This is a genomic window from Clavibacter phaseoli, assembly GCF_021922925.1.
GTDB lineage: Bacteria > Actinomycetota > Actinomycetes > Actinomycetales > Microbacteriaceae > Clavibacter > Clavibacter phaseoli.
The window spans coordinates 2,192,225-2,204,812 of record NZ_CP040786.1 but is presented as its reverse complement, the minus strand read 5'-3'; the positions used below and the strand labels follow the sequence as shown (position 1 = coordinate 2,204,812).

Below are 12,588 nucleotides of genomic sequence, written 5' to 3'. Positions count from 1 at the left end.
GCGGTGCGCCTGCGCGCCGGGTCAGGCGGCCGGCGACCAGCCGAGCGCCGGGCCGAGGCGCTCGGCGATGTCGGTGAGGATCTGCTCGAGGTCGGCCTCGCCGAACGTGAACGGCAGCGCGAACGCGACCTCGTCGACCGCCTGGAACCCGGCGTCCGCGTGCAGGGTCGCGGCGATCTCCTCGGACGTTCCCACCAGGTCCGCCGCGAAGAGCATCTTCCGGGGCCCCATCGGCACGCCGACGCGATGCGCCCGGGACGCGGCGTACGCCTCGTAGCGGGCGACCTGCTCGGGCGTCGCGCGGTCGGTCGGGATCACGACGAGTCCCTGCGAGACGCGGGCCTCGGCGCCGTGCGGGTGGGCGGCGCGGTAGGCGTCGACCTGCGCGCGCTGGTTCTCGGCGAAGTCGTTCCCGAGCTCGCCCTGGATCACGCTGGAGGTGAGCAGGTGGAAGCCGTTCTCCGCGGCCCACACCGCGGAGCGCGTGCTGCCCGCGCCGTACCAGAGCCGGTCGACGAGCCCCGCGGACTGCGGCTGCACGGTGGACGCGAACTCCTCCTGGCCCTCGCGCCCGGCGCGGTCGTTCACGGCGTCGCCGCGCACGTGGTCGCGGAAGCGCAGGAGCCGGTCGTAGCCGAGCTCCTCCTGCTCGAGGGTGTCGGGGTAGATGGCGTCGCGGTACCGGTCGAACGACATCGGCGCGCCCGCGCTGAAGCCGGGCTGCAGGCGGCCGCCGGTGAGGAGGTCGACGGTCGCGAGGTCCTCGGCGAGGCGGAACGGGTTCTCCGCGCCGATGGGCGTGACGGCCGTGCCCAGCTGGATGCGGCGGGTGCGCTGCGAGGCCGCGGCCAACACGGCGACGGGGGAGGAGATCCCGTGCTGGAGGTGGCGGTGGCGCAGCCACGCGCTGTCGAAGCCGAGCTCCTCGCCCCGCTCGATGACGCGCAGCGTGGTCTCGTGGCCGGCCGCGGGATCCGCCGGGTCGAAGGTGCCGATGGTGAGGAAGCCGAGGCGCTTCAGCGGGGTACCGGATGCGGGCATGGATCGAGGGTAGGCGCTCGTGCCGGGCGCGCGGTCAGGGGATCAGGACGACCGAGCCCGTGGTGCGCCGGGCCTCGAGGTCCTCGTGGGCGCGCGCTGCCTCGGCGAGCGGGTAGGTCGCGCCGACGCGCACGTCGAGGGATCCGTCGAGCACGGCCGCGAACAGCTCGCCCGCGCGCCACCGCCGCTCCTCGGCGTCGAGCAGGAAGTGGGCGAGCGTGGGGCGCGTGACCGAGAGGGATCCGCCGGAGTTGAGGCGCTGCAGGTCGAACGGCGGCACCTGGCCGCTCGCGGCGCCGAAGAGCACGAGCGTCCCGCGGATCCGCAGGGAGGCGAGCGAGCCGTCGAACGTGTCGCGGCCCACGCCGTCGTAGACGACGTCGACGCCGCGGCCGCCCGTCAGCTCGCGGACCCGCACGGGCACGTCGTCGTAGCCGAGCACGTGGGTCGCGCCGGCCGCGCGCGAGAGGGCGGCCTTCTCCTCGTTCGAGACGGTGGTGATCACCTCGACGCCGCGGTCCCGGAGCAGCTGCGTGAGCAGGAGCCCCACGCCGCCGGCGCCCGCGTGGACGAGCGCGCGATCCCCGGGGCCGGCCGGGTACGAGCTCGTCGCGAGGTAGTGCGCGGTGAGGCCCTGCAGCGGGAGCGCGGCGGCCGTCTCCATCGCGACGCCGTCGGGCACGGGCAGCAGGGTCTCCGCCCGGACGAGCGCGTGCTGCGCGTAGGTGCCGGACGCCTCGGCGGTCGCGACGCGGTCGCCGACGTGCACGCCGCTCACGCCGTCGCCGAGCGCCTCGACGACGCCCGCGGCCTCGGAACCCGGCACGTACGGGTGCGCCATCGGGTAGACGCCGCTGCGCCGGTACGTGTCGATGAAGTTGACGCCCGCGGCGTGCACGCGGATCCGCACCTCGCCGGGGCCGGGATCCGGCACCGGCCCGTCCGTCAGGGTCATCACCTCGGGCCCGCCGGGCCCCTCCACCTCGATGCGCGCGCTCATGGATCCAGCCTGCCGGAATGCCGCCGCGACACGCGGGGTTGGGGCTCGCATAGGCTCGAAGTCGAGCAGGTGCGCGCGGCAGCGCCCCGCACCGACCAGGATCACGACGAAGGTGGAACCCATGGCAGGTCGCGTCTACGACGACATCACCCAGCTGGTCGGCGGCACGCCGCTCGTGCGGCTGAACCGCCTCACGGAGGGGCTCGACGCGACCGTGCTGGTGAAGCTCGAGTCGCACAACCCCGCGTCCAGCGTGAAGGACCGCATCGGCGTCGCGATCATCGACGCGGCCGAGGCGTCGGGCCAGCTCCAGCCCGGCGGCACCATCGTCGAGGGCACGAGCGGCAACACGGGCATCGCGCTCGCGATGGTCGGCGCGGCGCGCGGGTACAAGGTCGTCCTCACCATGCCCGAGACCATGAGCATCGAGCGCCGGCTGGTGCTGCGCGCGTACGGCGCCGAGATCGTGCTGACCCCCGGCCCCGAGGGCATGCGCGGCGCGGTCGAGCGGGCCCAGCAGATCGTCGCGGACACGCCGAACGCCATCTGGGCGAAGCAGTTCGCGAACGCGGCCAACCCGCAGAAGCACCGCGAGACCACGGCCGAGGAGGTCTGGGCGGACACCGACGGCGGCGTCGACGTGTTCATCGCGGGCGTCGGCACGGGCGGCACCATCACGGGCGTCGGCCAGGTGCTCAAGGAGCGGAAGCCCGGCGTCAAGATCGTCGCGGTCGAGCCGCTCGACTCGCCCATCCTCAACGGCGGCAAGCCCGGCCCGCACAAGATCCAGGGCATCGGCGCGAACTTCGTGCCCGAGATCCTCGACACCGAGGTCTACGACGAGGTCGTCGACGTCTCGCTCGAGGACTCCATCCGCGTCTCCCGCGCGCTCGCGACCGACGAGGGCATCCTCTGCGGCATCTCGTCGGGGTCCATCGTGTGGGCCGCGCTCGAGATCGCGAAGCGCCCGGAGAGCGCGGGGAAGACCATCGTCGCGATCGTGTGCGACTACGGCGAGCGGTACCTCTCGACCGTGCTGTTCGACGACCTGCGCGACTAGGCGTGGGGATCGTCGCCCGGGTCGTCGAGGACCTCCGCACCGCCCGCGCCCACGATCCGGCCGCGCGCGGGTACCTGGAGATGGTGCTCGGCTACCCGGGGCTGCACGCCGTGTGGCTGCACCGGGTGTCGCACGCGCTGTGGCGTCGGCGGATCCGCCTGGCGGCGCGGCTGCTCGCGCAGGCGGGGCGGGCGCTGACCGGCGTGGAGATCCACCCGGGCGCGCGCATCGGGCGGCGGCTGTTCATCGACCACGGCATGGGCGTCGTCATCGGCGCGACGGCCGAGGTCGGCGACGACGTGCTGATGTACCACGGCGTCACGCTCGGCGGGAAGAGCCTCGTGCACGGCAAGCGGCACCCGACGGTCGGCGACGGCGTCACCATCGGGGCCGGGGCGAAGCTGCTCGGGCCGATCACAGTGGGCGCGGGCAGCGTCATCGGCGCGAACGCGGTGGTCGTGAAGGACGCGCCGGCGGGCTCCGTGCTCACGGGCATCCCCGCGGTGGAGACGGGGAAGCGGGCCGGCCGCGCGCCCGACGCGCACGTGGATCCGGCGTTCTTCGTCGACCCGGGGATCTACATCTGATGGGCGAGCCCGGGGCGCCCGGCGATCCCGGCGCCGCGGAGCCGACGCCGACCGTCGAGCTCAGCACGCACGGCGTCGGCCCCTGGCCCGGCGGACCGGCCGCGTGGCCCGACGAGCCGCACCTGGATCCGGAGCTGCTCGAGCGCGGCGACACCCGCAACGTCATCGACCGGTACCGCTACTGGCGCATGGACGCCATCGTCGCCGACCTCGACGAGCGCCGGCACCCGTTCCACGTGGCCATCGAGAACTGGCAGCACGACATGAACATCGGCTCGATCGTGCGGAGCGCCAACGCGTTCGCGGCCGACACCGTGCACATCGTCGGTCGGCGCCGCTGGAACAAGCGCGGCGCCATGGTCACCGACCGGTACCAGCACGTCGTGCACCACGCGACCATCGCCGACCTCGTGGGGTGGGCGCGCGGCGAGGGGCTGCCGATCATCGCGATCGACAACGTCGACGGATCCGTGCTCCTCGAGACCACGCGCCTCCCCGAGCGCTGCGTGCTCGTCTTCGGCCAGGAGGGCCCGGGCCTCAGCGACGAGGCCGTGGCCGCGGCCGACATGACCGTCGCGATCTCGCAGTTCGGATCCACCCGCTCCATCAACGCGTCGGCGGCCGCCGCGGTCGTGATGCACGCGTGGGTCACGCAGCACGTGGCGTTCGACTGACCCGCCCGGCGGTGCCTGGCAGGATGGCCCGGTGATGGACGACCGCGACCGCCGCCGACCCGACGTGACGACCGTGGAGGTGGTGGGCGGGCAGCCGCCGCTCACGGTCGGGCTGCACGCGCACGACCCGGCGTGGGCGGAGACGTACATCGCGCACAGGCGGCGGATCCTCGAGGCCGTGGGCGACGCGGCGCTCGCCGTCGAGCACATCGGCTCGACGTCCGTCCCGGGTCTCGCCGCGAAGCCCATCGTCGACGTGGTGCTCGTGGTCGCCGACATCACGGCCGAGGAGGACCACGTCGAGCGGCTCGTCGCCGCGGGCTACGACCTGCGGGTCCAGGAGCCCGGGCACCGCCTCGTGCGCACGCCCGCGCGGGACGTCCACGTGCACGTGTACGAGGAGGGCGACCCCGCCGTGGAGGCGTACCTGCTGCTCCGCGACCGTCTCCGCTCCGACGCGGCCGACCGCGACCTCTACGAGCGCACGAAGCGGGAGCTCATGACCCGGCGGTGGGAGACCATGGACGCCTACGCGGACGCCAAGACCGCGGTGATCCAGGGGATCCTCGCCCGCGCCCGGGCGGCGCGGGCGGGCTGACCGCCGCGGGTCAGAGCGCGGAGGCCCGCCAGGCGTCGACCGCGGCGAGCAGCTCCGCGCGGCGGTCGTCGGGGAGGAACGACGCCTCGAAGGAGTTGCGGGCGAGGAGCGCCAGCGCGTCGTCGTCGAAGGCGTGCGCCTGCCGCAGCTGCCGGAGGTTCTCGCCGAGGTAGCCGCCGAAGTAGGCGGGGTCGTCGCTGTTGACGGTCGCGAGCACGCCGCGCGCGAGCAGCTCCGGCAGGGCGTGCTCGTCGAGCGACCCGTTCACGCCGAGGCGCACGTTCGAGAGCGGGCAGACGGTGAGCGGGATCCGGTCGGCGACGAGCCGGTCGACGAGCGCGGGATCCTCGAGGCAGCGCACCCCGTGGTCCACCCGCTCCACGCGCAGCAGGTCGAGCGCCTCGTGGATGTAGGCCGGCGGCCCCTCCTCGCCCGCGTGCGCGACGGCGTGCAGGCCGAGCTCGCGGGCGCGCGCGAAGACGTCGACGAACAGGGACGGCGGGTAGCCGACCTCGGCGGAGTCGAGCCCCACCGCGAGCAGCTCGTGGGCGCGGTCGGCGACGGACTCGAGGGTCGCCATCGCCTCCTCCACCGGTCGGTCGCGCAGGAAGCTGAGGATCAGGCCACCCGAGATGCCGTGGCGCACGCGCGCGTCGCGGAGGGCGTCGAGGAGGCCGTCGACCACGTCGTCGACCGGCACGCCGCGCGTCGTGTGCGCCTGCGGGTCGAACGACATCTCGACGTGCCGGATCCCGTCGGCCGCGGCCCGCTCCAGGTACGCGGCGGCGAGGTCGTGGAAGTCGCGGCGGGTGCGGAGGACCGCGGTGCACGCGTAGTAGAGGTCGAGGAACGACTGCAGGTCGGTGAACGCGTAACGCGAGCGGAGGTCCTCGATGCCGTCGTACGGCAGCTCGACGCCGTTGCGCTCGGCCAGCTCGAACACCAGCTCCGGTTCGAGCGTCCCCTCGACGTGCAGGTGCAGCTCGGCGGTGGGCGGGAGCGTGGAGATCATCCGTCCACGGTAACGGGCGGGCGCCGAGCGTCCTCTCCTGGCCGCCTGGCGACGCCCGCGACGGAGCGTCGGCGTGCTCGGCCTCCCGCGCTCCTATGCTCGGCCTCACGGGTCCGCGCACCGCGGCCCTCCACGTCCCGGGAGCCACCACCATGCCCGCCCTCTCCCACGCCCGCGCGGCCCTGCGATCGGCGGTGCTCGGCTACGTCCCGTACCGCCTCATGCGTCGGCAAATGGAGGAGGCGCCGTTCCCCTCGGACGCCGGCGAGGGCGGCCTGCCGGGTCCGCGACCCGTGCAGGTCGGCGTCATCGGCGAGGCGACGGCCATCGGCTACCAGACCACGTCGGCGGATGTCACGGTCGCCGCGCAGCTGTCGCATCGCATCGCCCGGCGCACGGGTCGGGGAGTGCGGTGGCAGGCGCTGGCGACGCCGGACTACACGATCCGCACGGCGCAGAGGCTGATCCGCGAGAACCCGCAGCTCATCGTGGTCGATGTCGTCGTGGTGCTGATCGGCATCGGGGACGCGATCCGCTTCACGCCCCCGCGCATCTGGCGGCTCGGGATGCACGCGGCGCTCTCGGACCTCCGCGCCCACCTCGATCCGGGGGCCGTGATCCTCATCGCCGAGATCCCGCCCCTGGAGCTGTCGCACGAGACGCCGGCGTTCCTGCGGCCCCGGATCGGGAGGCACGTGCAGACGCTCAACGCCGTGACCCGCATCGCCGCCCGCCGGTACGCGAACACGACGTGCATCCCGTTCCCGTCGGAGCAGGTCCACGACTTCGAGACCCCGGACGGCCAGGGCACCTTCTACGGCCGCGTCTACAGCTCCTGGGCGTCGATGATGGTGGAGCACGTCGCGGTGCGCGACGCCTGACCTCGACCACCGGCTCCCTCGGCCGGCTGGCGGAGCGGCCCCACGGGACGCGTCCGGGACGGACGCCTAGTGCGTCGGCTCGCCCGTCGGGCCGGAGGGTGCGTCATCGCCCACGCCGCTCGCGGGCTCGCCCTCCCAGGACTCGAGGGTCCAGTCGCGGCCGGATCCCTCGAGCACGACGACGCCCGTGTTCTCCAGGGGGTGGTCGGCGACGAACGCGGCGTCGAGGCCGCGGGCCCGCATCCCCGACCAGCAGCGGATGGCGGCGCCGTGGCTGACGAGCGCGACCGTGCCGTGGCCCGCGTCCTCCGCCTCCGCGACGACCGCGTCGAACCGCGCGGCGAACTCGCGGCCGGTCTCCCCGCCCGCCAGGCGCAGCTCGTCCTCCCCTGCGACCCAGCGGATCATCGTGTCCAGGTACTCGACGACGGCCGCGCGATCCCCGCGCATCTCCAGCCCGCCTGCGCCGATCTCGCGGATCCCGGCGCGCTCGACGGGCGCGAGGCCGAGCGCGTGCGCGAGCGGCGCGGCCGTCTCGTGGGTGCGCACCATGGTGGAGACGTACAGCGCGCCGATCCCCTCGTCCCGCAGGGTCTCCGGCAGCGCCGCCGCCTGCGTGCGCCCGAGGTCGGTGAGGCCAGGGCCGGGGATGCGGGTGTCGAGGACGCCCGCCACGTTGGAGCTGGTCTGGCCGTGGCGGATGAGGATCAGGCGCATGCCCCGACGGTATCGCGAGGGAGCGGCGGGCGGCCGGCGTGGCCGGTCGCGCGAGCCGTCGTCGTCACGACCCGTCGGGCACCAGCCATGCGGCGGTGTCGGGCGGCAGCGTCCCGTCGATGTCGCCGGTCGAGCTGATGACGACGCGGAGACCGGACGGCAGCGGCACCGGATCCGTCCCGAAGGCGATCCAGCACTGCAGGTCGCCCCGGCGGAAGGCCAGCGCGTCGGGCGGCGCGTCCAGCCACTCGAGCGGCGCGGACGGGTCGACGAGCTCGTGTCGGGCCGCCAGCAGGCGCCGGTAGTGCTGCAAGGTCGACGCGGGGTCCGCCTCCTGGCGCTCCACGGTCAGCTCCGCCCAGGCGTCCGGCTGCGGCAGCCACGGCTCGGCGCCGCCGTGCGCGTCCGCGCCGCCGGTCGAGAACCCGTAGGGCGCCGCGGTCCCCGACCACGGAAGCGGCACGCGGGAGCCGTCGCGCCCCGGGTCGGTGCCGCCGGAGCGGTGGTGGATGGGATCCACCCGGCGCGCGTCCGGGATGCCCTCCACCTCGGGCAGACCCAGCTCCTCGCCGAAGTACACGTAGGCGGCGCCGGGGAGCGCCATCGTCATCGTGACGGCGGCGCGGGCGCGACGGCGCCCGAGGTCGTGGTCCACCGGATCCACCCCGAAGCGGGCCCGCTGCTCCTCGTTCGACGCGCGCACTGCGGGCTGCTCCCGGCCGTAGCGCGTCACCTGGCGGACGACGTCGTGGTTGGTCAGGGCCCACGCGCTCGGCGCGCCCGACTCCCGCGCCTTCGCCAGGCCGTCGTCGATGACGCGCCGCCAGGGCGCGGCCCGGAAGGCCGTGTGCAGCGGCTCGAACTCGAACGCCGTGTGCAGCTCGTCGGGCCGCAGGTACAGGGGCAGGCGCCAGGGCCGGGCGACCCACGCCTCCGCGACGAAGACGCGCGGCGGGTCGTACGAGTCGGCCACGCGGCGCCACTCGCGGTAGACGTCATGCACCTCGTCCTGGTCCCATCCCGGATGCGCCTCCGTGCGCCGGTCGGCGCCGAGGCCGTCCGGGAGGCCGGGCGCCTTGGCGAGGCCGTGCGCGACGTCGACCCGGAACCCGTCGACGCCGCGGTCGAACCAGAAGCGGAGCACGTCGACGAACTCGGCCCGCACCTCGCGGCTCGTCCAGTCGAGGTCGGGCTGCTCGGGGGCGAACATGTGCAGGTACCAGGGGCCGGGGCGCCCGTCGGCGTCGGTCGTACGCGTCCACGCGGGCCCGCGGAAGCAGCTCTCCCAGTCGTTCGGCGGCAGCTCGCCGTCGGATCCGCGGCCCTCGCGGAACAGGTACCGCGCGCGGTCGCCGGCGTCCCCGGCCAGCGCCCCCTGGAACCAGGGGTGCGCGTCGGAGGTGTGGTTCGGGACGATGTCGAGCAGCACCCGGAGCCCCAGCGCGTGCGCCTCCACGATGAGCGCCTCGGCGTCGGCGAGGGTGCCCAACGCCGGATCCACGTCGCGGTAGTCGGCGACGTCGTACCCCGCGTCGACCATCGGCGACGGGTACCAGGGGTTCACCCAGATCGCGTCGACGCCGAGCTCGGCCAGGTACGGAAGGCGGGCCCGGAGGCCCGCGAGGTCGCCCACGCCGTCACCGTCGCCGTCGGCGAAGCTGCGGAGGAGCACCTGGTAGATGACGGCGCCGCGCCACCACCCGGCGGCGCCGGTCATCCCTTGACGGCGCCGCCGCCGAGCCCGGCCACGAGGTACTTCCGGGCGAAGACCGCGATGAGGACCACCGGGATCACGAGCGCGATGCTGGCCGCCGCGAGCGTCTGGTACGTCGAGATGTCGTCGGCGCCCTTCTGTGCGGCGATGAACACCGGGATCGTGACGGCCTGGTTCTGCGTCAGCGTGAGCGCCACGAGGTACTCCTGGAACGCGACCAGCAGCGTGAAGACGCCCGCGGTCACGAGCCCGGGGCCCATGAGCGGCACGATCACGCGGCGGAACGCGCCGAAGCGGCTGCAGCCGTCGATCATCGCGGCCTCGTCGAGCTCGGTCGGGATGTCGCGGAAGAACCCGACGAGCAGCAGTAGCGTGAAGGGCATGTTGACCGCGACGAGCGCGGCCGTGAGCGCGATGTTCGTGTCGTAGATCCCGAGCGCCTGGCTCATCTCGTAGAACGGCAGCACCACGGCGAACCGCGGGATCGTGCGCAGGATGACGGCGAGCACGAGGAGGATCGGGCCGATCACGCCGGCGTACCGCGCGAACGCGTACGCCGCGGGCGCGCCGACCGCGAGCGCCACCACGACGGTGAGCAGCGCCACGATGAAGGTGTTCACGAGCACCGCCGCGAAGCGGGTCCCGCGCCAGAGGTCGACGAACGCGTCGAGGCGCGGCTCGAACACCCAGGTGGGCGGGTTGGTGAAGGCGTCCTGGAACGGCTTGACGGCCGTCAGCAGCGCCCAGAGGAACGGGCTCAGGGAGATGAGCACGATCACGACGAGCGCGGCCCCGGCCCAGAGGGAGCCGATCGCCTCACGGCGGCGGCGCTCCCGGGCGGTCAGGGTGCGCACGTCGCCGGGGAGGGGGGTGCGGCCGGCGGGCACGAGCGGGGTGGGAGCGGTCATGCGGCCCGCGCCCCCTTCCAGGTCTGTCGGAGGAACGGGATCAGCAGCACGAGCGTGATGACGATGGTGACCACGTTGACCGCGCTCGCCACCCCCAGCCGGTACGACTCCCCGAGGGCCACCTGGTAGACGAACACCATGAGCGACTCGGTGCCCACGCTGCCGGCGGCCGGGGTGATGATCCGGATCGAGTCGAAGACCTTGAGGCTGTCCATCAGGCTGATCAGCGTCACGAAGGAGAACAGCGGCGCGAGCAGCGGGACGATCATGTACCGCTGGCGTTGCCACCAGCCGGCGCCGTCGAGCTGCGCGGCCTCGAGCGGCTCCTCGGGGAGCGTCTGCAGGCCGGCGAGCAGGACGAGGATCACGAACGGCGTCTCGTGCCAGAGCGCGTGCAGGCCGATGAGCACGCGGGCGGGCCCGGTCTCCGTCAGCCAGTCCACGTGGATCCCGAACACGGCGAGCCCCTGGTTCACGACGCCGCCGAAGATGTCGTTGAAGAGCCAGGAGAAGTTGAGCGCGCCGATCACGGTGGGCACCACGTAGCTCGCCATGAGGAGCCCGAGGATCACCATGCGCCCGCGCTCGATGCGGTTCAGCAGCAGCGCGATGCCATAGCCGACGATGAGCTTCGCGATCGTCATGACGATCGCGTAGGTGATCGTGAAGGCGGCGTCGCGGCCGAAGCGCCGGTCGGTGAAGATCTCGACGTAGTTGGCGATGCCGTTGAACACACCCGGCTGGCCGACCGGCACGTTCTGGAAGCTCCAGACGAGCGTGGTGATCAGCGGCACGATCAGCAGCCCCGCCATCAGGATGATGGCGGGGGCCGTGAACGCGGCGAAGGTCTTGAGCCTCATGCCCGGGGGCGGAGGCCGGACAGGGCGGCGGGGGTCCGGCGCATCAGGGCGCGAAGCCCGCCGTGGCGATGGCCTGCACGGCCGCGGCCTGGAGCTGGGCGGCGCCGTCGGCCGAGGAGAGCGTGCCGTCGACGACCTGCGCGAGGATCGGCGCCATCGCGGCGAACACGTCGGACATGTAGGGCACGAGCGGCAGGCCGTTCGGCTTCTCGCTCTCGAGCACGTCGCGCGCGGCCTCCTCGAACGGGAGGTCGGCGGCCTGCGCCTGGGCGGTGCGGGCGGGGATCGTGGCCTTGGCGGCCTCGGTCGCGGCGTCGGCGCCGGTCGCGACGCCGAGCAGGTCGAAGAGGAGGTCCTTGTCGACCTTCGAGTTCGCGGCGATGGAGAGCCCGTCGACCGAGAGGCTGGTCGCGGGGGTGCCGCCCGCCTCGACCGACGGCGGCACGGCGAACGCGAACTTGTCGAAGTTCTCCGTCTGCCCCTCGTCGAGGAGCGCCGAGACGCGGCCGGCGAACAGCATCGACATGGCCGCCTGGCCGGTCTGCAGCTGGGTGATCACCTCGGGCGACGACCACGAGGTCGACTGCGAGCTCATCTGCTGGTACGTCGCGCGGAGGGTGTCGAGCGCCTGGATCGACTCGGGGGTGTCGAGCGTCGGGGTCGCGGATCCGTCCTCGAACCACGTGCCGCCGAGCGAGCCGAGGTACTGGTTGTAGGCGCTCGAGTTGTCGCCCGCGGCGTTGAAGGGGAGCGCCAGCGGGTTCTCCATGCCGGTCTCGGTGCGGATCCTGTCGGCCGCCGCGTACATCTCCTCGAACGTGGTCGGCACCGCGATGCCGAGTTCGGAGAGGATGTCCTCGCGGTAGATGAAGATGATCGTGCCCCAGAAGGTGGGGATGCCGACCTGCTTGCCGTCGTACTGCAGCGACTCCAGCAGGGTCGGGTCGATGTCGTCGATGCCGAGCTCGTCGCCCGCGTCCGCGATGCGGTCGTCGAGCGGCTCGATCCAGCCGCGCTCCGCGTAGAGCGGGTAGACGGTGCCGTAGACCTCGACGAGGTCGTAGCTCGGGTTGGTGCCCGACATGGACTGCACGGCGCGCTGGTTCTGGCCGCCGAAGTCGGTGGTGGGGGCGTTGACCGTGAGGTTCCCGCCCGTGCAGCCGGTCGCGATCGCGTCGGTGAAGGGGTTCGTCGACGGGCTGTTGTACGAGAGCACGTTGACGGTGGTCTTCGCGTCGGGCTGCGGGATGTCGCAGGCGACGCCCGCCCCGCCGACGTCGGCGCCGGCGCCGCAGCCGGTCAGGGCGACGGTCGCGGCGGCCACCGCGGCGCCGAGCGCCAGTCGGATCGGACGGCGTCGTCGGCGGGTGGTCGAGGTGGCTGTGTCGCGCATCGGAGTCCTTCGGGGTGCGGGTCGCGCGAGGCGACGGGACGAGGAGGATGCACGCGGGCGTGCGGTCCGGGTGAGGGATCGGCGTCGGCGGGCCCTCGTGCCGGGGTCGCCTATCGCGTCCCCTGCCCGCGTCGCGGTCTCTT

13 protein-coding genes are annotated in these 12,588 nt (G+C 73.6%); 5 read left to right on the top strand and 8 right to left on the bottom strand.

Annotated features, from left to right (window positions below):
* Positions 1-21 precede the first annotated feature (21 nt).
* The gene (locus tag FGI33_RS10195; protein WP_119434047.1) at positions 22-1,041 is read right to left on the bottom strand and encodes an LLM class flavin-dependent oxidoreductase; all 1,020 of its coding nucleotides are present in this window, start codon (positions 1,039-1,041) and stop codon (positions 22-24) included.
* Positions 1,042-1,075: 34 nt separating this feature from the next.
* A complete protein-coding gene (locus FGI33_RS10190; protein ID WP_119434046.1) occupies positions 1,076-2,041 on the bottom strand; it encodes a quinone oxidoreductase family protein in 966 nt (321 codons plus the stop codon).
* A 121-nt stretch (positions 2,042-2,162) separates the two neighbouring features.
* Here FGI33_RS10190 and cysK point away from each other — a divergent pair, with 121 nt between their 5' ends.
* From cysK to FGI33_RS10170, 4 genes are read left to right on the top strand one after another with little or no spacing between them, the layout of a single operon-like run.
* Complete coding sequence (gene cysK, locus FGI33_RS10185) at positions 2,163-3,101, top strand: cysteine synthase A (protein ID WP_119401372.1); 939 nt, start codon at positions 2,163-2,165, stop codon at positions 3,099-3,101.
* A 2-nt stretch (positions 3,102-3,103) separates the two neighbouring features.
* Positions 3,104-3,688: a serine O-acetyltransferase EpsC gene (gene epsC, locus FGI33_RS10180; RefSeq protein ID WP_119434045.1), complete on the top strand. Its 585-nt coding sequence runs from the start codon at positions 3,104-3,106 to the stop codon at positions 3,686-3,688.
* Positions 3,688-4,362 (top strand): TrmH family RNA methyltransferase, encoded by a 675-nt coding sequence (locus FGI33_RS10175; RefSeq protein WP_119434044.1) that lies wholly within the window; start codon positions 3,688-3,690, stop codon positions 4,360-4,362. The genes epsC and FGI33_RS10175 overlap by 1 nt, the downstream gene beginning before the upstream one ends.
* 34 nt (positions 4,363-4,396) lie before the next feature.
* Positions 4,397-4,960, top strand: a complete 564-nt coding sequence (locus FGI33_RS10170) for a GrpB family protein (protein WP_119434043.1) — start codon at positions 4,397-4,399, stop codon at positions 4,958-4,960.
* A gap of 10 nt (positions 4,961-4,970) precedes the next feature.
* Here FGI33_RS10170 and FGI33_RS10165 read toward each other — a convergent pair whose 3' ends face one another.
* Positions 4,971-5,972 (bottom strand): adenosine deaminase, encoded by a 1,002-nt coding sequence (locus FGI33_RS10165; RefSeq protein WP_119434042.1) that lies wholly within the window; start codon positions 5,970-5,972, stop codon positions 4,971-4,973.
* Between the two features lie 152 nt (positions 5,973-6,124).
* Here FGI33_RS10165 and FGI33_RS10160 point away from each other — a divergent pair, with 152 nt between their 5' ends.
* Positions 6,125-6,853, top strand: coding sequence for a GDSL-type esterase/lipase family protein (locus FGI33_RS10160; RefSeq protein WP_182478365.1), 729 nt, complete (start codon positions 6,125-6,127; stop codon positions 6,851-6,853).
* Between the two features lie 66 nt (positions 6,854-6,919).
* Here the strand turns inward: FGI33_RS10160 and FGI33_RS10155 are convergent, their stop codons facing one another.
* From FGI33_RS10155 to FGI33_RS10135, 5 genes are all read right to left on the bottom strand, one after another.
* Positions 6,920-7,570: a histidine phosphatase family protein gene (locus FGI33_RS10155; RefSeq protein ID WP_119434041.1), complete on the bottom strand. Its 651-nt coding sequence runs from the start codon at positions 7,568-7,570 to the stop codon at positions 6,920-6,922.
* A gap of 64 nt (positions 7,571-7,634) precedes the next feature.
* Positions 7,635-9,287 (bottom strand): glycoside hydrolase family 13 protein, encoded by a 1,653-nt coding sequence (locus FGI33_RS10150; protein ID WP_119434040.1) that lies wholly within the window; start codon positions 9,285-9,287, stop codon positions 7,635-7,637.
* A complete protein-coding gene (locus tag FGI33_RS10145; protein WP_119434039.1) occupies positions 9,284-10,192 on the bottom strand; it encodes a carbohydrate ABC transporter permease in 909 nt (302 codons plus the stop codon). The genes FGI33_RS10150 and FGI33_RS10145 overlap by 4 nt, the downstream gene beginning before the upstream one ends.
* Complete coding sequence (locus FGI33_RS10140) at positions 10,189-11,052, bottom strand: carbohydrate ABC transporter permease (RefSeq protein WP_119434038.1); 864 nt, start codon at positions 11,050-11,052, stop codon at positions 10,189-10,191. Before FGI33_RS10140 ends, FGI33_RS10145 begins: the two co-directional genes overlap by 4 nt.
* 43 nt (positions 11,053-11,095) lie before the next feature.
* Positions 11,096-12,445, bottom strand: a complete 1,350-nt coding sequence (locus FGI33_RS10135; RefSeq protein WP_119434037.1) for an ABC transporter substrate-binding protein — start codon at positions 12,443-12,445, stop codon at positions 11,096-11,098.
* Between the last annotated feature and the right edge of the window lie 143 nt (positions 12,446-12,588).

Excerpts from the sequence above, each read along its gene's own strand:
- FGI33_RS10140 (WP_119434038.1), bottom strand. The coding sequence starts at position 11,052 with ATGAGGCTCAAGACCTTCGCCGCGTTCACGGCCCCCGCCATCATCCTG.
- FGI33_RS10155 (WP_119434041.1), bottom strand. The coding sequence starts at position 7,570 with ATGCGCCTGATCCTCATCCGCCACGGCCAGACCAGCTCCAACGTGGCG.
- FGI33_RS10170 (WP_119434043.1), top strand. The coding sequence starts at position 4,397 with ATGGACGACCGCGACCGCCGCCGACCCGACGTGACGACCGTGGAGGTG.
- FGI33_RS10145 (WP_119434039.1), bottom strand. The coding sequence starts at position 10,192 with ATGACCGCTCCCACCCCGCTCGTGCCCGCCGGCCGCACCCCCCTCCCC.
- FGI33_RS10175 (WP_119434044.1), top strand. The coding sequence starts at position 3,688 with ATGGGCGAGCCCGGGGCGCCCGGCGATCCCGGCGCCGCGGAGCCGACG.
- FGI33_RS10160 (WP_182478365.1), top strand. The coding sequence starts at position 6,125 with ATGCCCGCCCTCTCCCACGCCCGCGCGGCCCTGCGATCGGCGGTGCTC.
- cysK (WP_119401372.1), top strand. The coding sequence starts at position 2,163 with ATGGCAGGTCGCGTCTACGACGACATCACCCAGCTGGTCGGCGGCACG.
- FGI33_RS10195 (WP_119434047.1), bottom strand. The coding sequence starts at position 1,041 with ATGCCCGCATCCGGTACCCCGCTGAAGCGCCTCGGCTTCCTCACCATC.
- FGI33_RS10190 (WP_119434046.1), bottom strand. The coding sequence starts at position 2,041 with ATGAGCGCGCGCATCGAGGTGGAGGGGCCCGGCGGGCCCGAGGTGATG.
- FGI33_RS10165 (WP_119434042.1), bottom strand. The coding sequence starts at position 5,972 with ATGATCTCCACGCTCCCGCCCACCGCCGAGCTGCACCTGCACGTCGAG.
- FGI33_RS10150 (WP_119434040.1), bottom strand. The coding sequence starts at position 9,287 with ATGACCGGCGCCGCCGGGTGGTGGCGCGGCGCCGTCATCTACCAGGTG.
- FGI33_RS10135 (WP_119434037.1), bottom strand. The coding sequence starts at position 12,445 with ATGCGCGACACAGCCACCTCGACCACCCGCCGACGACGCCGTCCGATC.